General features: G+C 67.9%; 22 protein-coding genes. 14 read left to right on the forward strand and 8 right to left on the reverse strand.

Going from position 1 to position 23,064, the window contains the following annotated elements:
- From F0U63_RS02155 to F0U63_RS02180, 6 genes are all read left to right on the forward strand, one after another.
- Window positions 1–1,143: a B-box zinc finger protein gene (locus F0U63_RS02155; RefSeq protein WP_395843153.1), complete on the forward strand. Its 1,143-nt coding sequence runs from the start codon at window positions 1–3 to the stop codon at window positions 1,141–1,143.
- 89 nt (window positions 1,144–1,232) lie between these two features.
- A complete protein-coding gene (locus F0U63_RS02160; protein WP_395843155.1) occupies window positions 1,233–2,396 on the forward strand; it encodes a hypothetical protein in 1,164 nt (387 codons plus the stop codon).
- Window positions 2,383–3,123, forward strand: a complete 741-nt coding sequence (locus F0U63_RS02165; RefSeq protein ID WP_395843157.1) for a YecA family protein — start codon at window positions 2,383–2,385, stop codon at window positions 3,121–3,123. Before F0U63_RS02160 ends, F0U63_RS02165 begins: the two co-directional genes overlap by 14 nt.
- Before the next feature lie 19 nt (window positions 3,124–3,142).
- Window positions 3,143–3,523 carry a hypothetical protein gene (locus tag F0U63_RS02170; protein WP_395843159.1) on the forward strand — a complete coding sequence of 127 codons (381 nt, stop codon included), beginning with the start codon at window positions 3,143–3,145 and terminating at the stop codon, window positions 3,521–3,523.
- 477 nt (window positions 3,524–4,000) lie between these two features.
- A complete protein-coding gene (locus F0U63_RS02175) occupies window positions 4,001–4,405 on the forward strand; it encodes a response regulator (RefSeq protein WP_002629394.1) in 405 nt (134 codons plus the stop codon).
- Window positions 4,406–4,549: 144 nt separating this feature from the next.
- Complete coding sequence (locus tag F0U63_RS02180; RefSeq protein ID WP_395843161.1) at window positions 4,550–5,299, forward strand: SIMPL domain-containing protein; 750 nt, start codon at window positions 4,550–4,552, stop codon at window positions 5,297–5,299.
- Window positions 5,300–5,371: 72 nt separating this feature from the next.
- Here the strand turns inward: F0U63_RS02180 and F0U63_RS02185 are convergent, their stop codons facing one another.
- From F0U63_RS02185 to F0U63_RS02195, 3 genes are all read right to left on the reverse strand, one after another.
- Window positions 5,372–5,824 carry a DUF2267 domain-containing protein gene (locus F0U63_RS02185; protein WP_395843163.1) on the reverse strand — a complete coding sequence of 151 codons (453 nt, stop codon included), beginning with the start codon at window positions 5,822–5,824 and terminating at the stop codon, window positions 5,372–5,374.
- A gap of 114 nt (window positions 5,825–5,938) precedes the next feature.
- A complete protein-coding gene (locus F0U63_RS02190) occupies window positions 5,939–7,357 on the reverse strand; it encodes an IgA Peptidase M64 (protein WP_395843165.1) in 1,419 nt (472 codons plus the stop codon).
- 28 nt (window positions 7,358–7,385) lie between these two features.
- Window positions 7,386–8,876 (reverse strand): PEGA domain-containing protein, encoded by a 1,491-nt coding sequence (locus tag F0U63_RS02195; protein WP_395843167.1) that lies wholly within the window; start codon window positions 8,874–8,876, stop codon window positions 7,386–7,388.
- Between the two features lie 393 nt (window positions 8,877–9,269).
- On the opposite strand from F0U63_RS02195, the gene F0U63_RS02200 reads away from it, so the two are divergent.
- From F0U63_RS02200 to F0U63_RS02220, 5 genes are all read left to right on the forward strand, one after another.
- Window positions 9,270–10,283 carry a diacylglycerol/lipid kinase family protein gene (locus F0U63_RS02200; protein ID WP_395843169.1) on the forward strand — a complete coding sequence of 338 codons (1,014 nt, stop codon included), beginning with the start codon at window positions 9,270–9,272 and terminating at the stop codon, window positions 10,281–10,283.
- A gap of 73 nt (window positions 10,284–10,356) precedes the next feature.
- On the forward strand, window positions 10,357–11,046 hold the full coding sequence (locus F0U63_RS02205; RefSeq protein WP_395843171.1) for an NUDIX hydrolase: 690 nt from the start codon (window positions 10,357–10,359) through the stop codon (window positions 11,044–11,046).
- Between the two features lie 77 nt (window positions 11,047–11,123).
- Window positions 11,124–11,930 carry a protein phosphatase 2C domain-containing protein gene (locus F0U63_RS02210; protein ID WP_395843173.1) on the forward strand — a complete coding sequence of 269 codons (807 nt, stop codon included), beginning with the start codon at window positions 11,124–11,126 and terminating at the stop codon, window positions 11,928–11,930.
- Between the two features lie 4 nt (window positions 11,931–11,934).
- On the forward strand, window positions 11,935–13,803 hold the full coding sequence (locus tag F0U63_RS02215) for a hypothetical protein (RefSeq protein WP_395843175.1): 1,869 nt from the start codon (window positions 11,935–11,937) through the stop codon (window positions 13,801–13,803).
- A gap of 201 nt (window positions 13,804–14,004) precedes the next feature.
- Window positions 14,005–14,655: a hypothetical protein gene (locus F0U63_RS02220; RefSeq protein WP_395843177.1), complete on the forward strand. Its 651-nt coding sequence runs from the start codon at window positions 14,005–14,007 to the stop codon at window positions 14,653–14,655.
- 95 nt (window positions 14,656–14,750) lie between these two features.
- Here F0U63_RS02220 and F0U63_RS02225 read toward each other — a convergent pair whose 3' ends face one another.
- The 5 genes from F0U63_RS02225 to F0U63_RS02245 form a co-directional block, all read right to left on the reverse strand.
- Entirely contained in the window at window positions 14,751–15,335 is a 585-nt protein-coding gene (locus tag F0U63_RS02225) for a head protein (protein ID WP_395843179.1), read from the reverse strand.
- Window positions 15,332–15,967: a hypothetical protein gene (locus F0U63_RS02230; RefSeq protein WP_395843181.1), complete on the reverse strand. Its 636-nt coding sequence runs from the start codon at window positions 15,965–15,967 to the stop codon at window positions 15,332–15,334. Before F0U63_RS02230 ends, F0U63_RS02225 begins: the two co-directional genes overlap by 4 nt.
- A 403-nt stretch (window positions 15,968–16,370) precedes the next feature.
- The gene (locus tag F0U63_RS02235; protein ID WP_395843183.1) at window positions 16,371–17,159 is read right to left on the reverse strand and encodes a toll/interleukin-1 receptor domain-containing protein; all 789 of its coding nucleotides are present in this window, start codon (window positions 17,157–17,159) and stop codon (window positions 16,371–16,373) included.
- A gap of 354 nt (window positions 17,160–17,513) precedes the next feature.
- Complete coding sequence (locus F0U63_RS02240) at window positions 17,514–17,972, reverse strand: SitI3 family protein (RefSeq protein WP_395843185.1); 459 nt, start codon at window positions 17,970–17,972, stop codon at window positions 17,514–17,516.
- 28 nt (window positions 17,973–18,000) lie between these two features.
- Entirely contained in the window at window positions 18,001–18,987 is a 987-nt protein-coding gene (locus F0U63_RS02245; RefSeq protein WP_395843187.1) for a hypothetical protein, read from the reverse strand.
- 544 nt (window positions 18,988–19,531) lie between these two features.
- Between F0U63_RS02245 and F0U63_RS02250 the strand changes: the two genes are divergently transcribed.
- From F0U63_RS02250 to F0U63_RS02260, 3 genes are all read left to right on the forward strand, one after another.
- Window positions 19,532–20,602, forward strand: a complete 1,071-nt coding sequence (locus tag F0U63_RS02250) for a nicotinamidase (protein WP_395843189.1) — start codon at window positions 19,532–19,534, stop codon at window positions 20,600–20,602.
- 43 nt (window positions 20,603–20,645) lie between these two features.
- Window positions 20,646–21,425 (forward strand): hypothetical protein, encoded by a 780-nt coding sequence (locus F0U63_RS02255; RefSeq protein WP_395843191.1) that lies wholly within the window; start codon window positions 20,646–20,648, stop codon window positions 21,423–21,425.
- 143 nt (window positions 21,426–21,568) lie between these two features.
- On the forward strand, window positions 21,569–23,032 hold the full coding sequence (locus tag F0U63_RS02260; RefSeq protein ID WP_395843193.1) for an ATP-binding protein: 1,464 nt from the start codon (window positions 21,569–21,571) through the stop codon (window positions 23,030–23,032).
- The last annotated feature ends 32 nt before the right edge of the window (window positions 23,033–23,064 follow it).

The following is a 23,064-nucleotide window of genomic DNA, read 5'->3' on the forward strand; positions in this document are numbered from 1 at the left end:
GTGCGCGCCTTCCGTGTCCAGGTGGAGTCGTCCGAATCGCGAGGCGCGGCGATGGGGGTGGCGCGCGCGTTCCAGCTTCCCCTGGAAGAGGCGCGCCGGCTGCTGGCCGAGCCGCGGGTGTTGCCGAGGGACTTGGACGAGGCCGAGGCGGGGCGGCTGGTGGAGGTGCTGCGGCGGCAGGGGGTGACGTGCGCGCCGGTGCCGGTGGTGGGGCGGGCGAGCGCGGTGTGTGGGCGCCACCCCGTGCTGTCCGCGGAGCTGCCGTGCGAGGAGTGCCGTGCCCTGGTGTGCGTGCTGTGCCGGGGGGCGGACGGACGGGCGCTGTGCGCGGGGTGCTCGGCGCGGCGGGTGCGGCGCAGCCGGGCGAAGTGGCTGCGCGTGAGCGCGCTGCTCGGGGTGCTGGTGGCGCTGGTGTTCTGGGGTGTTTCACGTCAGCGCTCGAGGGACAGGCGCCTCACCTGGGAGCGTCCGCTGGATGTGGCCGTGGTGCTGCTGTCCCGGGGCGAGGTGACGCCCGGGGTGCGCGGGGCCTGGGAGAAGGGCGTGGAGCGGCTCGGGGACTGGGCCGCGCGCGAGGCGGGCCGCTACCGTGTGGAACTCGGGCGGCCGGTGCGCTTCGTCCTGGCGGGTCCGGTGAGCGCGGGGGACTTCCGCTTCGAGCCCCCCGAGGACACGGGTTGGTGGGCGCGGCTGCGCCAGGCGCACCGCTGGTCGACGGCGCTGGCGGCGGTGGACGAGGCGGCCGGGGTGTCGTCTCGCCCGTGGGACGCGCGCATCTACGTGGTGTTGGAGGACGCGGAGGAGGGCGGGCCCCGGCTGGTGGAGGGCATGGCCGAGGCGGGAGGGACGATGGGGCTGGTGCGGGGCGTGCGCGGCGACACCGGGCTCACCCTGGAGCTGACGGCGGTGGCGCACGAGTTCTTCCACTGCCTGGGCGCGGCGGATGCCTACGACGCCGAGGGCCACGCGCGCGTGCCCGAGGGGCTGGTGGAGCCCGGGCGCGAGCCGCTCTATCCCCAGCCGGCGGCCGAGGTGATGGTGGGCGAGGTGCCGCTCGGCGAGGCGCGGGGGCGGCTGCCGGAGTCCCTGGCGGAGGTGGCGGTGGGGCCCGCCACGGCCCGGGCGCTGCGCTGGACCTGGTGAGGCTTCCGCGCGCCCGCCTGCCCGGGGGATGACATTTCAAGTCATCTTTTCGTGCTGACTTCTCCAGTCATGTCTAGAGTGCCGTCGGCATGGCGAACGATGAGCGGCAGGAGCGCGCGTGGCGGGCGCGGCCCGAGGAGGGGGAGGCGGCGGGATTGCCGCTGAGCTTCTACGCGCGGTGGGAAGAGGCCACCGTGGACGAGAAGCTGCGGCTGGCGCGGGAGGCGGCGAGCTGTCCTGGCTTCGACGAGGAGGATGCCTTCGAGGTGGGCAGCCGGTTGGAGCAGGCGCTGGAGGAGGCGGGCCGGTACGCGGAGTTCGAGTCGGTGCTGGACGCGTGGAAGGAGCGGGCCGCGCGGGTGCACGAGGCGGAGCCCGCGGTGGCTACCTGGAGGGTGGAGCTGGCGTTGCGGCTGCCGGGCCGGGACGTGAAGGGCGCGCTCGTGTCGCTGGCGCGGCGCACGGGGGACTGCGCGCTGGTGACGCGGCTGGCCGAGTGGTGTCTCTACCGGGGCCGGGTGGAGGAGGCGCGCGCGGGCCTGCTGGAGGCCTGGCCCCGGGTGCGCGAGGACGAGTCGCTCGCGGAATGGACCCGGGTGGACTACGTGGTGCGCGCGGTGCTCACGTGCATGGACGCGGAGTTGTTGCGGGCGCCGGATGCGTCCTGGGAGCGGATGGCGGGGGTGTTGTCGCCGTTCGACCGGGCGGTGCCGCACTGGGCCTCGGAGGCGTTGGCGTTGCGCACGGGCCGGGCGGCGTGGCGGAGGCGCTCGGGGCGGGAGGTGCTCGCGCTGCCGCCGGAGCGGTTCTTCGACGCGCAGCGGGCGCTGCTGATGGCCTTCGAGCCGGAGCTGCGGTTGCGCCAGGGCTGGCCCTGGGGCCGCACGCAGCTCGTCTTCCCGGAGCTCTTCCACCTGCTGCCCGGCCCGTTCGGACAGGGCGACTCGGGCTCGGGCGCGCCGCACGTGCTCCTGCCGCTGCTGGGGGATGTGGAGCAGTGGGTGCGAGGCCAGGCCGAGGCGCGTGCGCTGCATCCGCATGTGCATGCCGCCACGGCGCTCGCGCTGCGTCCGTGGGGCGAGTTCCTTCATGGGCTCGGTCTGGTGGAGGCCGGGGAGCTGGCCGGGTGGTGGGAGGGGGCGTGGGAGTTGCTCGGGGGGCTGGGCGAGCAATTCGAGGTGTCGGGGGATGGCGCGCTCGTGGACGAGGTGCACCGGGTGTTTCGCGGAGGGTGGCCTCATGGACAGCGGTGAGCGGGAGCAGTCCGGCGAGAGTGTGGAGTCGCTGGTGCGTGTCCTGGAGCAGGGGTCCGATCAGGACGATGTCGGCTACGAGGCGCTCGTCTCCGCGGCGCGGCGGCTCTTGCGGCTCCGGGCCCCCGAGGCCCTGGTTCCCCTGGTGCGGTGGCTCACGCGCACCGAGCCCGGGACGGAGCTGTACGAGCTGCTCCTCGCGGGACTGAAGGACTGGGGGCCCGAGGTGGTGCCCGCCACGCTGGAGGTACTGGAGGCCACTGAAGAGGGGGAGTCCCGTTTCGAGCTGTTCCATGTGCTGTCGCATTGCGGCGCGCGGGACGAGCGCATCTACACGGCGCTGCTGGCGCTGCTCGAGGAGGAGCCCTTCCTGGGGGCGGTCAACCTGTCGGCCTATGGCGATGCGCGGGCGCTCGAGTTGCTGAGCCGGGCGCTGGACGCGTACGCGCTGGAGGACGACGTGGCGGATGTGTTCGCCCAGCAGACGGTGCTCGAGCTGGGATTCGCCATCCAGGAGCTGGGGGGCACGCTGACGCCGTCGCAGCAGCTGAAGCTCGAGGCCGCGCGGCGCCTGGGCGAGGAGTGGAACGAGATGATCGATCGCTGGCGCGGGAGCAGGCCCGAGCGGCGGGAGCCACGGCCCGGGCGCAACGAGCCCTGCTGGTGTGGCAGCGGGGTGAAGTACAAGAAATGCCACCTGGGCGAGGACCGGGGACGGTTGCCGTGAGGGGCCCGGGTGGGGGAGGGTGCACCCCGAGCGGGAGGTGCACGAGGCGATGAGCGAGGAGCCGGGTTGGAGGCCCACCGAGGGGGGCCGCACGTTGGGGCTGACGGGGGGCGAGGGGGGAACCATCGTCCGTGACGAGGAGCACCCCGCGGGGTTGCGGCTCACCCTGGAGGAGGATGTGTCGCGCTCGTTCCACGCGCTGACGTGTGGGGTGACGGGCTGGCTGGTGCACCGCCGCTACTTCTCGAGCGAGGCGGAGGCGGCCGCCGCCTGGGAGGAGATGCGGCCCGCGTTGGTGGAGCTGGCGCTGCAACTGCCCGCCTCGGGACCCAAGGGGTTGGATCCCTCGACGCGGGAGGCGGGGGCGAAGCTGGGGGCCTTCGTGGCGCGCTTCCCCTGAGTGTCAGACGGGCGGGCAATACTGCGTCTGGGTGGCGCCTTGCTGGAGGACTTCATGCTCGAACTGACCGGATCCTGTTCTTCTCCCTTGTTCGGCCCGACGCTCCCCGTCCTCTCCTCTCGGGGTGGGCCGCCTCCGGGCCTTTCCACCCCTTGGGCGCTGCCGTCGTTCGTCTCCTCGGCGCCCCCTCGTTCCGAGGGCGAGGCCCTGTTGCGCCGCATCTTCTCGCGAGGTACGCGGATGTAATGAGAAAGGCTCTTCACTCAGGGCCTTTTCGTTGGCGGGGTGTGGTGGGTATAGGCTGGTAGAGGCGCATGAAGATGTCGACTGGTACATGACTTGCCTGGAGGGTAGGCAAGCAGGCCGAGGGCACGGTCTGGGCACGGCGGATGGGTTTCGTGTGAGACTGCGAAGCGTGGCGGCGCCCGAATCCAGTTGGGAGTGCGTCCGATGCAACGAGAGCAGGAGGGTGCACGCGTGCGTGGCCGGGTAATGATCGTGGATGACGATGTGATGGTGAGTTCGGCGCTGCGCCGGACGCTGGCACGCGAGCATGACGTGGAGGTGGTGACGAGCTCACGTCAGGCCCTGGAGTTGCTGTCGGGTCCCAAGGGCGCCGAGGTGGACGTCGTGCTGTGCGACCTGATGATGCCGGACCTGACGGGCATGGAGCTGCACGCGGAGCTGTCCGTGAAGGCGCCAGGCGTGGCGCGCCGGATGGTGTTCGTCACCGGTGGGGCCTTCACTCCCGCGGCGCGCGCCTTCATGGATCAGGTGAAGAACGCGCGGGTGGACAAGCCCTTCGACTCGCAGCAGCTGCGCGAGCAGGTGCGCGAGTGGGTGGTCAAGGCGCGCACGATGGAGCCTGGCCAGGCGGCGTGAGGCGTGCCCGGCGCCCGCTCGTGTGCGGGTCGCGATGAATGACGGACCGGGGTGCTGCGTCTTCTCTTCGAGGCCCACCTTCATTCGAGGGTAGGTTGGCCCTCGAAGTGATGCACCCACCCCGTTGAACGAGGAGTTTCCGCCATGCCGTCGCCCCGTGCCGTGTTGTTGTCCGCCCTGCTGCTGGGTTTTCCGCTGCAAGGCGCCCTGGCCCAACCCCGGCCGCCCGCCGTGGTGCCAGTGACGGCGACGCAGGAGCGCACCATCCGCGTGGAGGGCCAGGGCGAGGTGAAGGTGTCCCCGGACGAGGCCTTCATCGACCTGGCGGTGGAGACCCGGGCCCCCTCGGCCCAGGCGGCGGCCGATGCGAACGCGAAGAAGATGGACAAGGTGATCGCCGCGCTCGTGCAGGCGGGCGTGGTGCGCAAGGACCTGGAGACGCGCAACTACTCGGTGGCCATGGAGTTCGAGCCCCCGGTGCACGGGGCGGAGACGCCCAAGCCGCGCGGCTACCAGGTGAACAACACCGTGCAGGTGCACGTGCGCGACCTGACGAAGGTGGGGGCGCTGCTGGACACGGCGCTCAAGGCGGGCGCCAACCGGGTGGACTCGGTGCGCTTCGGTCTGAGCAAGCCGGAGACGGGCCGGGACGGCGCGCTGCGTGACGCGGTGGAGCGGGCGCGGCAGTCGGCGCAGGTGCTGGCGACGGCGCTGGGCGTGAAGCTCGGGCCCGTGCTGGACGCGAGCACCATCACCGAGCCCATCCGCCCCATGCCCCTGGCGCGCTTCGCGATGGCCACCGCCGAGAGCGCGGACGTGGCGACGCCCATCCAGCCGCAGGAGCAGACGGTGCAGGCGACGGTGACGCTCATCTACGCCATCGAGTCGAAGTAGTCCACGCTCCCTCGAGAACGCGAAGAGGCCCCGGAGACACGCGTCCCCGGGGCCCGCTGTCACCCCAGTGCCTCAGCGGGGCAGATCGGCGGCACGGCGCGCCGCGTCCCACGTCCCCGCCACGTTGGGCGGCATCTCGCGGGCAATCCTCTCCGCCAGCCGCTCGGTGATTTGCGAGTGGATGGAAGCGAAGACGACGTGCAGCACGAGCCGCACCTGCTCGGCGTCGACCTGCAGGTGCTCGGCGACATCCAGATAGAAATCATCCTTGTCGAACTTGCGTGCGTTCGCGCTCCGCTCCTTCCAACAATGCTGGAAGAGTTCGCGCAGGCTCTCGGGGAACTGCTCCTTCATCTCCTGCACCAACCCGCCAGGGAGCCGCTCGCACAGCGCGCAGATGACGGCCTCGGCCGCATCGGTCGGAGGGTACTCGGGGACCTCGCGGTTGATTCGCGCGAGGAAGGACTCCGCGCTCGTTCCAACACCATCACCAGACCAGGACGTCGTCTGCTGGTTATGCATCATGGGTGTGTCCGCCTCCTTTCGTGTCAGCTTGGAGACGTCGGGCCGGAATGGCATCGGGGCGGCGGGGAGTCGCGGCCCTGGCCCGGCTCCCCGCCCCAGGGCCAGGCGGCCAGGCTACTTCGGTGCCGTGGGGGCCTTGCCGCTGGGGCCGGCGTACAGGTCGATGACCTCGGACAGGGCGTGCTGGCACACGGAGCAGAAGGGCACCCGGTCTCGGGTGAACATCAAGCAATCCAGCTGGGGCCGGTAATAGCCCCGGGCCTCGTACAGGGCCCCCTCGAAGGCGCCCGTCTGCTTCGCGGCGGGCTGGGCGCGGAAGAAGGCCTCCTCCCAATCGCGCTGGCGGGTGAAGAGCGCGTCCATGTCCGACTCGGGACGGCGCTCGACGCGGATGCGGCGGCGCTGCTCCTGCACCTCGCGCGCGTGCGCCTCGTACTCGTCCTTGGCCCAGGGCGTGGGCAGCGGCGTGCCGGGCGTCACCCAGGCCTTCCACTTGAGGCGCGCGGGATCCTTCAACGCCGTGACGTTCTTCTCCCACGGCTCCACGCGGTCCTCGCTCGGCGCGTAGGCGATTTCGGAGGTGTAGTACTCGTCCGCGAGTCCCGCGAAGTGGTGGCCGAACTCGTGCACGAAGACGTAGGGGGACCAGAGGCTGTCGGCGGCCACGGTGCTGTAGAGGCCGAAGATGCCTCCTCCGCCGTAGGTGTTGCCGTTGACGAGGATCTCCACGAACTCGTAGGGGGCGAACGCGGCGATGTCCCGGAAGCGCCGGTTCTCGAAGGTGAGCACGTAGCGCTCGGTGCCAAAGGCATCATAGGTGGAGCCCACGGGCGAGTCCCGATGGATGCCCGTGGAGGGCCGGGAGATGCCGGACTGCCGCGCGGCCGGCATCAGCCCCCAGACGTTGAAGTCCCGCTTGCGCTCCTTGAAGGGTGAGTACGTGAAGAGGATGTCCACGAGCCGCCGCGCGTCCTTCTCGAACTTGGGGCGCTCCTTCTCCGTGTAGCCATCCCCCAGGATGAGCACGTCCACCTTGTCCGCGGGCGCGCCCCCCTCCATGAGCTTGAGCAGCGCGCCGGGCGGGGCGGGCGTGGAGGGGTCGACGAAGGGAGCCGCCGGGTCCACCGTCAGGCTCCACACCTCGCGGAAGGAGTTGTCCTTCGCGCGCTTCTTGAGCAGCACCTGCACGGGCTTGTCCGGCGCGGCGAAGCGCAGTGACTCGTGGAAGGTGCGGTTCTCCTCGCGCGCCTCGGGCATCGTCTCCCACTCGCCGTAGATGGAGGAGAAGCCGCGCGAGTAGAGCAGGCGGTTGGTGTCCCGGTCCCGCACCTCGAAGAGGTACTTGCCGAGGTTGCTCTCGTCGATGGCGCGCGAGGGGTTGCCGGGCCAGGGCAGGGGCTCCACCACGAGCCGGTCGAGGCTGAAGCGCTCCTCGGTGGCGTTGCCGGTATGGAAGTAGTCGACGCGGAAGGTACGAGGGCTTGGCGCGGCGGCGGGGCTCGCGGCCAGGAGCAGGGCCAGCAGGAGGTTCATGGCCCGGCACCGTACCCGAAGCCCGCCGTCAGAACGTCCCCGACAGCGAGGCGCCCGCTCCGTCCGGGCCCGCCGTGACGTCCACCGACACCGCGGGAGGCGCGCGGGAGGACGGCGATACGAGGAAGAGCACCGCGCCCGTGGCGAGCGCCGCCCCCGAGCCGATGAGCAGCCCCGTCAGCACCTGGCCCTTGCGCGAGAGCTGGCCCACGAGCCGCCGGCCCGTGACGTCGTCTTCCTCGATCCGGTTGTTCTCGTTGAGATGGCCGCCGCGTTGCAGCTCCGCCCACTCCTGCTCCGCGGACAGGCGCACCCCGCCCGCCGCCGCCAGGGCCGCCACGCCCACACCCAGCGTCACGTACGACGCCACGCGCGTGGCACTCGGGCCGGAGCGCTCGGGTCCCGTGGCACTCACGGTGGGGATGAGCGGAGCCTCCCAGGGCGGCTGGAGATCGGGCTGGGCGACCACGACGTTGGGCTGCCTCTTGCCGGTGGTGATGAAGTCCACCAGCGCGGAGAGCGACTCGGCCGGGGCATCGAGCCCACGTGTCTTGAATCCCCCCTCGCGCAGCTTCTGCCCGCCTTCCACGTTGAGCACGGTGGCGGCGAGCCACTTGGGCCCGTTGCTCGCCCCCTCCAGGCGCACCACGATGACTTCCTCCACGCCCAGCGTTCCGCCCAGCCGCACCGCGTACGACAGGCCCTGCTCGCCACCCTCCTCGGGGGTGGCCAGGCAGGGAAAGGGCGTGGCCGACACGGCGCCCTCGTAGGCGAGATCCACGTGCACCGGCGTCTCCTCTCCCTGGACGGAGAACTGACGCGGGAAGCTCACGGCGTCGCCCTTCTTGAGCGTGAGCGCATAGGTGCCGGGCGGCACTTCCAGCGCCAGCGGCGTCTGCCCCACGCTCCGGCCATCGAGGAACACCTCGGAGGACTGCACGGTGGACTTCACCGAGAGCCGCACCTTGCGCGCCCGGGCGAGTTCGCGGCGCAACTTGTCGAAGGCCTGCCGGGTGGAGGGCGTGTAGTAGTCGGGATCGAGCTGGTACTGCGCGTCCAGGCGCAGCACGTTGAGGAAGGCGTCGTCGCTCTCCTTCACCCGGCCGAGCGCGCGCAGCGTCATGCCCTGCAACAACCAGGTGTCGACGAACAGCTTCCAGCGCGTCTCCCCCACCGGCAGCCGGACCACCTGCTCGAGCACCTCGCCCAGGCCCTGCGCAGCCCGGGTGTAGCGCGCCTCGTAGAACTGGCCCCGGGCGGCCTCGAACTGACGCTGGATGTCCTCGAGGCTTCCGGAGGGTGGGGGGAACAGGCGCTCGGCGAAGTCCGTGGGCGTCAGCACGCTCTCGCCCGCGCGGGCCGACAGGGTGTCGTGGAGGGCCTTGGTCTGGCTGCTGAGCGTGGCGTCCTTGCAATCGCCGCTGGCGAGCACCGCCCGGCGTGGCGCCGCCTGCGTCATGCCACCGAGCGCGAGGGCGAGCACCACCGCCACCGGGTTGAATCTGGAAGAGAAGGTCATGGTGGGGCGCGCGGTTGCAGGGCCCGTTCCGGAGCGGACCGGGAACCGAGGCGCCCAGATAGCAGCCGCCGGGCCCTGCCCACAACCCGCCCGGTTCCCTCCCCAACCGCTGTCATTTCGCGGCCTTGGACGGCTCCCACGCGCCCTACCCATCACGGTGTCTCCCGCTCGGTGCCCGGAGGCCCGGCGCACGCTTCCCCGCGCGGCCGTCCCAATCATGGACGGCGCATCCTGGGCGGTGGAAAGGACCGGACGCCGTCCTGCTTGCCCGGCGGGGAGGCCTTGGGCCATACCCTGTCCGGTGGGACGGCGTGGCCATCTTCCCCCCGATGTCGGATGGACGCGCTCTCCGTGACAACTCCATGACATGGATCATCGAAAAGTAGGGGCGCCATGAATCTCGCCGTGATGGTCAACCTGCGCGCACGCCGCGGCTCCGAGAAGGTCGGCGGTCTGGTGCGGCGTCTCTTCCCCCGCGCCCGCTTGGCGCTCACCCGCTCCCTCGAGGACGCGCGGTCGTGGATCAGCGGCACCCTGCGGCAGGATCCTCCCACGCTGCTGCTGGCCGGAGGAGGGGACGGCACCATCACCGGGCTCATCAACGAGATGCGCGCGCAGGGGCTGGCGCTGCCGGCCATTGGCGTGCTGCCGCTGGGCACGGGCAATGCGTGGGCGCGCGTCACCGGGGCACCGAGGGTCTCGGTCGCCCTGCGTCAGCTCGCCCGGTGTGGTGAGAGCCTGCCGCCGCTGCGGCCCTTCTCGCTCGTGGGGCTGGAGGGCCGGGTGGCGCCCTTCGCCGGGACGGGGTGGGACGCGGAGGCCCTGCAGGACTTCAAGGACAACCTGGCGAAGTTCCCGGCCGGGCCCCTGCGCGAGGCGAACGCGGGCCTGCGCGGCTACCTGGGCGCCCTGGCCACCCGCACCATTCCCCGGCACCTGCTGGGCAAGGCGGACCTGCGGGCGAAGGTCTTCAACCTGGGGGCGCCCGCGCTCACCGTGGACGAGCAGGGCCGGGTGATCCCCATGCCGGGCGGGGAGACGGGCGCGCTGCTCTACGACGGGCCCGTGGGCGTGTGCGGAGCGGCCACCACGCCCGAGTTCGGCTTCGGCTTCAAGGCCTTCCCCTTCGCCCAGGCCGTGCCCCACCGCCTGTCCGTGCGCGTCTATGGCGTGGGAGCGCTGGAGGGCGCGCGCAACGTGTTCAAGCTGTGGCGCGGCCAGCACCCCATGCCCGGCATGCACGACTTCTTCGTCGAGCGCCTGCGCATGGACTTCGACCGCGACGTGCCCTTCCAGATGGGGGGCGACATCATGGGCATCCGCCGCTCGCTGGAGTTCTCCCTCGCCGAGGAATCGGTGAACCTCGTGGACTGGCGGCAGCTGGGCCGGCTCGTCGCGAGCGCGTGACACGCCCCGCTTGACCGCGTCCCGCCCGAGCCTCTAAGGGCGGCGGGACACGACCCCAGCGGAGGCAGCCACCGTGAGCCATACCTACGAGTACCCGCGCCCGGCGTTGACGGTGGACTGCGTGGTGTTCGGCCTGGACGAGGAGGACTTGAAGGTGCTCCTCATCCGCCGGGACCTGGAGCCCTTCCAGGGCCGGTGGGCCCTGCCGGGCGGCTTCGTGCACATGGACGAGTCGCTCGAGGACGCCGCGCGCCGCGAGCTCCAGGAAGAGGCCGGCATCCGCCCCGTCCTCCTGGAGCAGCTCTATACCTTCGGCGCCCCGGGGAGGGATCCGCGCGACCGGGTGGTGAGCGTGGCCTACTTCGCCCTGGTGAAGCTGTCCGACCACCGCGTCCACGCCGCCACCGACGCGCGCGAGGCCGCCTGGTTCCCCGTCTGGGACATGCCCAGGCTCGCCTTCGACCACGCCGACATCGCCGCCACGGCGCTCCAGCGGCTCAAGGGCAAGGTGCGCTACCAGCCCCTGGGCTTCGAGCTGCTTCCCCCCAAGTTCACCCTCACCCAGCTCCAACGCCTGTACGAGAAGATCCTCGAGCGCGAGCTCGACAAGCGCAACTTCCGCAAGAAGCTGCTCGCCATGGGGCTGCTCGAGGAACTCGACGAGGTGGAGCAGGACGTCTCCCACCGCGCCGCGCGCCTCTACCGCTTCGACCACAAGAAATACAAACAGTTGGAGAAGGCCGGCTTCAACTTCGAGCTGTAACGCCTCTCTTCGTTGACTTCGTGTTTTTACGACACTAAGTTGGTGTCCGTCGAACACGGAGTCAGGGGAGGAGCGCCATGTCGCCGTTGCCCTTCGAGCTCGCCGCCGCCACCGTCCAGGGCCGGGAACACGCCCGGGCGGGGCGCAACAACCAGGATGCCTTCTTCACCCGGACAGGCCCCCGGGGCCTCGCCGCCGCCGTCGCGGATGGGTGTGGCAGTGGGCGCCAGAGCGAGCTGGGCGCGCAGCTCGGGGCCCGCCGCGCCGTGGAGGGCGCGCTCGCGCTGCTGGAGGAGGGCGTGTCACCCGGCTCGCCCGGCTTCCTCGCGCGGCTGGAGGCGGACCTGCTGTGCTTCCTGGGAGGACTCGCCCGGGAACTGGGGCCCTCGGCCGTGGGCGAGGCCCTGCTCTTCACGCTCGTGGGCGCCGTGCTCACCCCGGACGAGGCGCTCGTCTTCTGCGCGGGGGATGGGCTCTGGGCCCTCAATGGCGAGGTCCACCCGATCGGCCCCTTTCCGGGCAACGCGCCGCCGTACCTCGCCTATGGCCTGTTCAAACCGGGCACGGGCTCGCTGTGCTCCCTGGCGCTGAGGCCCACGGCGGAGGTGGACTCACTGGTGCTCGGCACGGACGGGGCCGCGGACCTGGGCGGGCTCGCCGGGGCGTGCGTCCCCGACAGTGACGAGCCCGTGGGACCGCTGTCGAGGTTGTGGACCGAGGACCGGTACTTCTCCCATCCAGACGCGCTGCGCCGCCGCCTGTCGCTGCTCAACCGCGAGTCTGTCCGCGCCGACTTCACCGCCCGGCGCCTCGTGCGCGTGCCGGGCCTGCTCGCCGACGACACCACCCTCGTCATCCTGCGCCGCCAGCGGGAGAGGAACTGACGCCATGGACGTCTATCTGGAAGGGAAGAAGCTCCGGGTGGATCCCTCGCGGGCGCTCGGCAAGGGGGGCGAGGCGGATGTGTTCGACCTGGGGGATGGACGGGTCCTCAAGCTCTTCAAGCCGCCCGAGCACCCCGACTACGACGCCCAGCCCGAGCAGCAGGACGCCGCCCGCGCCCGGCTCGCCGAGCACCAGCACAAACTGCCCGCCTTCCCCCGGCCGTTGCCTCCACGCGTGGTGTCGCCCCAGACGCTCGCGACGGACCGGTGGGGCCGGAAGGTGCGGGGCTATGCCATGCGCAAGCTGGAGGGCTCCGAGCCCCTGCGCCGCTTTGGAGAGCCCGCCTTCCGCCGTGCGGGCGTGCCGTCCTGCCGGGTGGCGGCGATCTTCCGGGACCTGCACCGCACGCTCGGCGCGCTCCATGGCGCGGGCGTGGTGGTGGGGGACTTCAATGACTTGAACATCCTCGTCATTGGGGACGACGCCTGGCTCATCGATGCGGACAGCTTCCAGTTCGGGCCCTACCTGTCCACCGTCTTCACCGAGCGGTTCCTGGATCCGCTGCGACTGGGAGCACAGGCTCAGGGATTGAGCCCCTCGCGCCCGGCGTCCGCGGACAGTGATTGGTATGCCTTCAACGTGGCGCTGATGCAGAGCCTGCTCGGGGTGGGGCCGTATGGGGGAATCCACCGCCCGCGCGCGTCCGGACCCAAGGCCACGCCGACGGCCCGGGTGCTCCAGCGCCTCACGGTCTTCCACCCGGACGTGCAGTATCCCAAACCCGCGACGCCGCTCGGTGTGCTTCCGGATGAGCTGCTGCACCGGTTGCACCGCGTCTTCGTCGAGGACGAGCGGGGCGCCTTTCCCCTGCCGTTGCTGGACGCGCTGCGCTTCACCGTGTGTGCCTCGTGTGGCGTGGAGCACGCGCGGGCGTCCTGCCCCACCTGCCGTCCGAGCGCGACACGGACGGCCACGCCTGTCTCGACTGTGCGGGGCCAGGTGGTGGCCACGCGCTTGTTCTCCACCGAGGGAGTGCTCCTGCACGCCTGTGTGGAGGACGGAACCGCGCGCTGGCTTTTCCACGAGCGGGGGGCCTATCGGCGAGAGGATGGCTCGGTGGTGCTCCAGGGACCGCTGAACCCCGCGTTGCATTGGGCGATTCAGGGTGGAGTCACGCTGGTGGGGCAGGGCGCGGAACTCGCCGTGCTCGCGCCGGGACGGGCTCCCGAGCGGCTCGGGGTGGACGCACCGGAGCAACGTCCGGCCTTCGCGACCAACGCGCGTCACCGGTACTGGGCACAAGGAGGGGCGCTGTGGCGGGACGGGGCGTTCGGTCCCGAGCGCCTGGGTGAGGTGCTCGAGGGACAGACGCGGCTCTTCGTGGGGCCGCGCTTCGGGCTGGGCTTCCACCGGGCGGTAGCGCTGCGCGGCGCGTTCGTCTTCGATGCCGAGCGTCCAGGGCTCAAGGATGGACTGACGTTGCCGTGGCCCTCGGGGCGGCTCGTGGACGCGGAGGCGGCGTTCGACGGGGCGGTGTGCTGGCTGTTCCTCGCGGAGGAGACGGGAGGACGCACGGTGCACCACTGCGTGGTGCTGGGAGCGGATGGGGTGATGCGGGCGAGCGCGACGGCGGAGGCCGGGGATGGCTCGTGGCTGGGGACGCTCCGGGGCAAGTGCGCGGCGGGGGAGGCGCTCTTCGCCGCGACCGACGCGGGACTGGTCCGGGTGGAAGTGCGCCAGGGCCGGGTGGAGGTCGTCCGCGAGTTCCCCGACACCGAGCCCTTCGTCGACGCCGACAGCCGCCTGCTCCTAACACGCCAGGGACTCGTAGTTGTGGGCCACCAGGAGGTGACGGCGCTGCGGATGACGTGATTCTCGTGGGGTTGAGTGCCCATGGTAAACAGGGTGGTCTCATTCGATATGGCGCCTGGACGGCATTCACCTCTCTTGCTCCCCTCCTTCTTGCGAGGGATCTACTCGGAAGTTCAACAGAAGGCGCACGATGAGGGCCTGCGATGTGGCAGGCTGTATTTGAAGGAAGGTTGCTTCCCTCTCCCTCAAGAGTTGCTGGAAGTGCCTCCTGGCGAAGTGGTGGTGGCCAATGATGCGATTGATTTCAACCGCGAGCGCCCCGCGTGGCGGTTGCATCGGGTGCCGCATGTCCTGAGCGGGCTATCGGAAGCGTTGGACTGGCAGGACACCTACCCTTTGAGAGATGCCTACGAGGCCTTCTGCCGCGAGACGACCTGGGGCGCCTTGTACTTCGCGATTGGGCGGACCTCTCCCCATGACGCGGAGTGCATGTCGCTGCGCTTCCAATCCCTGCTGCATTTCTGGGAGCCGCTCGAATCCATGCGCTATCTCTTCAGTTCTCCGAGCGCCGCGCTGACCCTGAGAGAACTGGTGGAGAAGTCCTGCTCCTGGGCCATGGATGCTTGGTGTCCGGGAGGAGTCGATTCAGTCCGAGAACGCCTGGAAACAGCGGCGGAACGCATGTCACGAGCAACCCGTGAAGACAGCATGGAGGCCATCCTCCGCCAACTGCCCCGGGTGCTTACCCTCGTACGCGACTTGAAGCACCGGGAATCGGTGGCCGACCCCTCGTTCCAGCGCCAACGACTCTCCACTCTCGACTCCGCTGCCTTCGAGCGAGTGTCGGGGGCTCATCCGGGGACCTTGATCGAAACGCTGTACGACTGGGATCACGAACTTGGGACGCATTAGGGGGGCGTGGGTGACGCGCGGCGCCCTCAAGGGGGCACGGTGCCTCGTTGGAAGTGTAGAGGTCGTCCAGGCGTTCCCCTGACTGAAGGGAGTCTTCAGTCAAGTCCCCGCTCTTCACCCTGGGCGGTGGGGCCTCGGTTGGGGATCGGGTGTATGGAATAACGAGCGAGATGGCGGTGATGCAGTGCAATATGGGGTTGACCCGCGATGCTCATGAGAACTCCCTGTCGCGGCTCGGTCTTCTCCTCCAACCAGGCCTCCGCCTCTTCTCGGTTCTCAAAGGAAGGAATGGCGGCGGGAGGGGCCACCTGCTGAATCTGCTCGAGGTAGCCTTCGAGTATGGGATGCGGGAAGAGTTGACGGTGATTCATCTCACGGACATGCATGACGATGTGGTATTCATCCGCAATCAATACGAAAGCGCCGTGCGGAGGTTCGGAGTGCTGCCGTAGCCATGCGTCCGCATCCTCTCGGGTCTTGAAGGATGCCACCGCATAAGGAGGAGCCTCTTTGCGGAACTGAAGGTAATCCTCGAAGGAGTGGACCGTGCCGGTCTCCGAAATGAACATGAGCGCCGCCATGGCGACCCTGAAGAGTTCCCTCTCCTCGGGCGACTGAGCACTCCGCTGGGTCCGTCCGAGGAGACCTTGTACTTCGAGGATGAGTTCATGGATGTTCATGGCGACGCCGCTGCGATGTGCGAGGTGACTGGGGTTTCGGATGACGTCACCACCAACAACGGGGCCAGGATGACGACCCCAGCCCCCGCGGAGACCGTGACGAAGACGACTCCCGCGATGACAACCATGCTTCCGACCAGCACTGATTCATGGTTGCTCTTCAACCAATCGACTGCATGGTCCACCTTTGTGAACACTTGAGCACGGTTCCCCTGTGCCTTCAGGCACTCCGTATACTGCGGCATGCACTTGTCGGAGCAGTACCTGTCGTGTCCAGCACGTGGGCCGAAGTCATAAATGTACTGGTTGAAGTCCGGGGGGACTGGAGTTTGACGGCACTGCTGGTAGCACTCAAGGTATTGCGCATAACAGTCGATTTGCTGGTTCGCGACAAGCACTATACGTCCGGCTCTTCCCTCGGCATCTGGCCTGTCCCTGTAGCGCTCAAGGTCAAATGACCCGGCAGGGAGCCAGGAGTGGTTGACCCTCCCATCAGGCGCCTCTTCTATGACGAGCACAAGACGGGACAGTTCCTCGGCGTCAGCGGGAACCGTGTAGCGAGTGGCGCTACAGGAGACGAGCAAGGTGCTGAGGGCCGCTGCCACGAACCACTGGGATCTGCTGCTCTTCATGGGTCAGATCCTCCTCGGGTGTCATTCTATCTGCGGACCGGCCAAGTGATGGAACCGGATTGAACAGGTGGATCTGTAGAATTTTAGCAGACCCATACGCACGTGGCACAGTCTTTGACTGCGTTGCTGTAAGCTGCGGGAATCGGAGCGAGCGCTGAGGCCGTCCGCATCCAGTCGGAAGCAGCGAACCGCCCACCTGTACCCCTCTGTAGAGCGGTCGCTTTTCTGGCTGGGCGAGTCCAGGCGCGTTCATTTGGCTTGGTCCTTTTGGGTCCGCGCTGGGCGATGGTGGCGGGCTCTCCAGAATTCAACTCTTGGCACCACCCGTTCGCTGCCCTCCGCGATCTCTCTGTGCCATACAACACACTCAACCATTCCCTCATCCTTCTTTACGGAACGTTCGTTAGACATTGTTGGCCGTTCCCTGCCGAGACAGCATTTCTTCATAGGCCTCAAGCATGTGATCTATATCGCTCCACCGATTTTCGATGCTCAGGAGGGTAGCAAGGGGATGCGAACCTCTATGCGAAGACTTCGCGATGGCCCACAGAACATAATCGAGTGTAATCATAATGGTGCCAATCTGGAAAGCGTATGTCTTGTTGATCGGGGCATGCTGAGGGAATTTTTGGTTTGATGCGTTGATCGCTGCTTTCAGTTCTTTGCTTTTTGCTTGAAAAGCGGCTTCTCCTGCTCGTCGCGCATTCGCTTCGTGCTTTGCTGCCAATTGGCGAGCGATGGCGAGTTCCTCACGAAGTTGCTTGAGTTCCTTTTCTTCGACGAGAGGGACCGCCATGGAAGGGCCAAGCGCGCGCAGAAGGAGAGAAAGAGTTTGCTCGTAAGCGCTCTTGTCGCGGAAGTCTCCGTAGAGTTTTCCACGAAGAAAACCAGGCAGCTCGACGTTATCAATGAGCAGTGGCAAAACAACCACTCTTTTCTCGTCTATTTCCCTGTTTGATGCGATCTCAAGCTCTTTTTCAACCCAAGTGCTTTTGACCGAGGTCGCGGAGAGAATGGCGGCGACATAGTCCACTTGATCCAATCCTGCCCTGATTTTGCCGATAAGCGAGTCACCAATGTTGATCTCGGCTTCGTCTATCCATACGGAATGGCCGGCATTCCGGAGATCAGCGGCGAGACGTCGCGCGAAGGGCTTGTCGTTATGGGAGTGGCTAAGGAACACGTAGGACATGCGCGACCTTATACCACGGACATCGCCTTGAGGGTCGTCTATCTGGCGAGCCTGTGCAGTGACTTTACGACAGGATCGGCCTCCCGCATCGACGAAGGCTCAACAGAAGCGGAATTACTCCACTCGCCTCAACACTGGTGGCATAGGATTGAGGCCTGAATGCGGGGGCCTTCAGGATGCTGGGGCTGTTCGCGGTAGCACAATGGTACGTGATCCGGCCTCACCGCACCGACACGAGAAGCACGACCATCCGTCTCGTGAGTCGTCCACCCACCATGACGCACATTCTGCTGCAGCCTTGACGCACGCATGCGTCAGCGAGCAAATTTCAGGTAGGCACAGAATTCTATGAGCTTATAGCAGGGGGGACGGCAAGGGGCGGCGTTCGAAGGGAATGGCGAGCCTGCTTCTCAGCCCGTTGTCATCCTCCCACAGGCGATAGCCGGAGTTGAAGGTGAGCTTCCCTTCGAGCCTTTGAAAGACAATGGTTTCTCCATTGAAGAGGAGGACCGCGTCCTGGCTGTGCTCTAACAGGAGCGCCACGGCTTGGAGTGTGGTGTCCTTGAATCTGTCCCAGTCTGAATTGTTGATGTGGCGAAACCCGACTCCCAATGTCGGGGTGAAGTGAAATCCATCCCGGATGATGCTTTGTGTGATCGCCAGTGACTCTGCGGCGGTGATCTGCACGGACTCGTCGAACAAGAAGGAGCGATCCTCACCCCAGCCCAGTCCAGGTATTTTACTGGCCAGTTCCTCCAGTGCCTGTGTGGGAGCCATGCGGGTTGCCAGATCGAGATCGTACTCAAGCGCCATTTCAAGCTCCTGCTTCAAAAACGAATGCTCATGGGTAGAACGAGAGCACTTTTCCGCCCTTGATGATGATGACCGCCTTCAAATCAACAACGGGGCTCTCCAAGAGTTCGTTCTTGAGTGCCTCGAGTGCTACCTGACTGTCCTCAAGGTTGAGGATGATTCGTTCCGCCTGCCTCTCGTTCACCTTTTTCGCGATGCCGCCGACAATGCTCCGAGGATTGGACGTGCTGGGAGCATAGCAGTCCGCGTACTCTCCATTGAGCTTGTAATCGGGTTTCTTGCGGCTGAACTCGGAAACAGGATTCTGCTCCACATCGTAACCATTCTCAGCGAGCAGGCGGGCCGACTCGTTCTCGCGCTCGATTGACCTCAGATTTTCCGGATCCTTGTCCTTGGGACCGGGCTTGGTGGGTTGGCCGGTAAGGCGGCCTTTCTTTGGGGGTAGAACTTCACTGCCTGGCTCCATGGCATTGGCGGCCACCACCGTGGGCGCCAGCCCCACCACCAACTCTCGTGTGCCCAGCACCACCACCCCCACCTGCCCGGCTGCCTCCACCCTCATGCCCGTACGCACCGGGAACAGCAGTGCCGCCCGGCCGAACCCCGGCAGTTTCGGCCCCCTGCTCACCAGCGTTCCCTGTCCTCCCAACGCCGAGGTGGCCAGCAGCAGCAGCACCCGCATGCCGCTGTCCCCCAGTTCTCGGCCGAAGCGCTGGCCTGCCTCTCTCAACTCCCCGGTCGTGGTTGCCCGTGCGGCCTCCTCCAGCAATCTCCTCCCCGCACGCACCATCTCGTGCATCGGTCCCAATCCCAAGTACACCACGAGGTACAGCGTCAACACCGCCGCTATGCCCTTCGTCACTGGCTCGGGTATTGGCATCAGCAGCAGGACCAGATAGGTGCACAACGCCGTGTACACCAGCACCTTGATGGCCAGCGGGTCCAGGTACTCGCTGAGGGGCACGGCCGCCCCGTCCCATACGGTCTCCATGGAGAACGAGAGGGCCAGTCTCATGCGCGCCAGCGTCTCGGGTGGTGGCGCGCTGCTCGGTAGTACGAGACATCCCCCCGGCGCCTCAGAGGGCGAGCACTGGCGTTCCATCATCTCCTGGGCCTCGTCTCGCTCTCCTCTGCTACCCCAGGAGGTTCGCACTACCCGGCCCTCCCGGCGCGGTAGCTTGAGGGACAGGGGGATGTGCAGCACGAGGTCTGTCAGGGCCGAGACGAACTCTTCCTGGCGCACTTCCACTGGCGGGGGCTCGTTAGCCGCAGGTCTGTGGACGATGGGCGCACCCTGATTCGTATCCGGGTGGACCTGGGGTCCACTCATGCAACTCGCCAGCCAGGGAACTACCAGTAGTAACCCGACCCTGATCCTCCTGTTGTGCATGTGCGCTCTCTCCACCCCAGTGAGTAGGCCATTTTCTTGGGGAGCCTATCAGTTGGATCTGACAGCGCCCTTGGAGGCCACCGTCGGCACTTCTCCCTCTCTGATTTGACAACGTGTAACTTGGACACTATGTTGGTGTCGTGGTTACACGAAGTCGGGAGGACGCACCATGAAGGCCGTCTCGAAGGTCCAGGAGCTTCCGCTGCCGTCGTTCTACGCGCCCGCCAACGCGGGGATGTTCGCCTACGGCCCCAACGCCTCGCGGCTCCAGGCCGACGCGGGCGCCTGGCGTGACTCCCACGGGCTCGCCGCCTCCGCCACCGACTCGTTCAACCTGCACCTGCTGCTCATCGACGTGCAGAAGGACTTCTGCTTCCCCGAGGGCTCGCTCTACGTCGCGGGCCGCAGCGGCCGCGGCGCCATCGATGACAGCCGCCGCATCGCCGAGTTCATCTACAAGAACCTCGGCGCCCTCACCAACGTCACCACCACGCTCGACACGCACTTCGCCTACCAGATCTTCTTCCCCTCCTTCTGGGTGGATCAGGACGATCAGCCCCTCACCGCCCACCGCGAAATCACCCGCGAGCAGATCGAGCGCGGCCAGGTCCGCCCCAACCCCGCCATGGCCAAGTGGCTCTGCGGCGGCAACTACCCCTGGCTGCTCAAGCAGGTGAAGTACTACTGCGAGGAATTGGAGCGCGCGGGCAAGTACACCCTCTACCTGTGGCCCCCTCACTGCCTGCTCGGCAGTGACGGCCACGCGCTCGCCGGCGTGGTGCAGGAGGCCCGTCTGTTCCACTCGTTCGTGCGCGGCGCCCAGTCCTGGGCCGAGGTCAAGGGCGGCAACCCCTTCACCGAGAACTACTCCGTGCTGCGCCCCGAGGTGCTCACCCGCCATGACGGGCAGCCGCTCGCCCAGCGCAACACCCAGTTCCTCAAGACGCTCCTCACCGCCGACGCCGTCGTCATCGCCGGCCAGGCCGCCAGCCACTGCGTGAAGAGCTCCATCGATGACCTGCTCGGGGAGATCCTCGCCCAGGACGCCGCGCTCGCGCGCAAGGTGTACCTGCTCACCGACTGCATGTCCGCCGTCACCGTCCCCGATGGCAAGGGCGGCCTCGCCGCCGACTTCACCCCCCAGGCCGACGCCGCGCTCCAGCGCTTCGCCGACGCGGGCATGCACCTGGTCAAGTCCACCCAGCCCCTCGCCTCGTGGCCGGATCTGCGCATCGCCTGACTCCCCTCGCCGTCCCTCCGACTCGAAAGGAAAGGAAACAGCCATGAGCTCTTCTCCCATCTCCCAGCTCCTCGAGGACGCGCACGCCGAGGGCGTCCTCAGCCCCACCTCCCTCCAGGCCCTCACCACCGTGGACCTGGGCGCGCAGATTCAAGCCGGCCTGGGAGTCAGCGTGGACGACGTGCAGTCCAGCGAGGTCGTGCTCGTCACCGTCATGCCGGATGACTCCGGCTCCATGGCGGGCCATGCGCGCACCGTGTGCGAGGGCCACAACCTCGTGCTCGACGCGCTCCTCGCCAGCCAGCAGAAGGACGGCGTCCTCTTCCACACCCGCTACCTCAACGGCTTCGTGCTCAACCCCTTCCGGCCCCTGGAGGACGTGGTGCGCATGCACGACAAGAACTACGACCCCGACCAGGGCACGCCCCTCTATGATCAGGCGGTGGTGCTGCTCGGCACGGTGCTCGCCAAGGCGCAGGAGTTCACCCGCAACGGCGTGGCCACCCGTACCGTCACCCTGCTCATCACCGACGGCGCGGATGCGCACTCCCAGCGCGCCCGGGCCCGTGAGGTCGCCGCGCTCGTGGAGGACCTGCGCCGCGCCGAGAACCACATCGTCGCGGGCATGGGCATCGACGACGGCAGCACCGACTTCCGCAAGGTCTTCCGGAGCATGGGCATCGAGGACAAGTGGATCCTCACCCCGGGGCACAACGCCCAGGACATCCGCAAGGCCTTCCAGGTGTTCAGCCAGTCCGCCGTCCGGGTGAGTCAGGGCGCCGCCACCTTCCATGCCGGTGCCCTGGGTGGCTTCGGGGCATAGCGCCTCGGGAATGCCCAGGGGGGCGGACGCCCGGCGTGCCGCTCTCCCTCCTTCCAGGGTTTCGTCGTCCCCTTCACGGCGCGCGCTTCCGCCGGGCCCCATCTTTCCCTGCTGAGAGGTCGCACGGAACGGATGGTCTGCACATGAGTCTGAAGCGTGTCATCACGTTCGCGGTTGCCCTGCTCGCGAGCCTGGGCCTGGTGGCTGCTAGCTCGCTCGTCGTCCTGACGACCTATCTGCATCGGGCCACCCTGAGCATGCAGGCGGCCGTGCAAGGCATCCAGGCCGCCCAGGGCTTGGAGGTGTCCCTGCTCAACCTGCACCGGCTTCAAGGGGCGCTCCGGCGGGGGGAGGCCGTGACCGTCAACATCATCGAGGAGGCCGAGCGGCAGTTGTCCGTCCAACTGGAGCGGACCCGGCGTCAGGCCCAGTCGGAGGAGGAGCGGGAACTGCTCACCCAGGTGGACAATGCCTTTTCCCTCTACCTCGATATCCAGGGCCGCGCGTTGGAGACCGACGGACAGATGCGCGCGGAACTCAACCTCCGTCTGGAAACCACCCTCGCGGCCATCAACCAGCTCATCGCCCTCAACATCCAGGAGGCGCGGGTGGAGCAATCCCGGGTCGATCGCTGGGACCGGATGGCGGACATGGCGGGCCTGGGCGTCGCCGTGCTCCTGGTGCTGGGCGTGGTCGTCCTGTTGGTGTGGATGCGCCGCGCCGTCTTCCATCCCCTGCTGGGCATCAGCCGGGCCATGCGCCGCTTCGGCTCCCGCGGCGAGCGGACCCAGGCGCCGATCGAGGGGGCCGAGGAATTGCGCGACATGGCGCGCACCTTCAACGAGATGGCCGACTCCCTCCAGAGCCAGCGCCAGGCGCGGCTCACCTTCCTCGCCGGCGTGGCGCATGATCTGCGCAATCCCCTCTCCGCGTTGAAGATGTCCGCCGCGCTCGTCAATTCGCGGGGCCCCGTGTCCGAGGAGCGTCTGCGCAAGACGATGGCCCTGGTGAGCCGTCAGGTGTCACGGTTGGACCGGATGGTGGGAGACCTGCTCGACGCCACCCGCATCGAGGCGGGCCACTTCGAGCTGAAGCTGGAGGAGCGGGACGCGGGCGAGCTGGCCACCTCCGTGGTGGAGTTGTATCGCTCCAGTGGCGCCGCGCACGAGCTGCGATTGCTGTTGCCGGAGGGGCCGCTGCCACTGCGCTGCGACGCCACGCGCATGGAGCAGGTGCTCAACAACCTGGTGAGCAACGCGTTGAAATACTCGCGCGAGGGCAGTGTGGTGGAGGTGGAGGTCCGACGCGAGGGCGAGGAGGTGTGGCTGTCCGTGAAGGATCAGGGCATCGGCATCTCCGCCGAGGAACAGCGTCATCTCTTCACCCCCTTCCAGCGCACGGGGAGCGCGCGCGAGAAGGCCCCCGGCGTGGGCATTGGTCTGTCCGTGGCGCGGCGCATCGTGGAGGCGCATGGCGGCCGCATCGAGGTGGAGAGCAGTCCGGGCCGGGGTTCCACCTTCCGTGTCCGGCTGCCCCGCGCTCCCAGTGTGCCCGCCGCTCGGGAGGCCCGGCCGGGACCCTTCGCTCCGGACCCGGTGTTCTCCTAGGTTCCGGCCTTCTTTGAGGGAGGTTTTTGTAC

Origin of the sequence: Cystobacter fuscus (assembly GCF_044360685.1) — a bacterium.
Classification (GTDB): domain Bacteria; phylum Myxococcota; class Myxococcia; order Myxococcales; family Myxococcaceae; genus Cystobacter; species Cystobacter fuscus_C.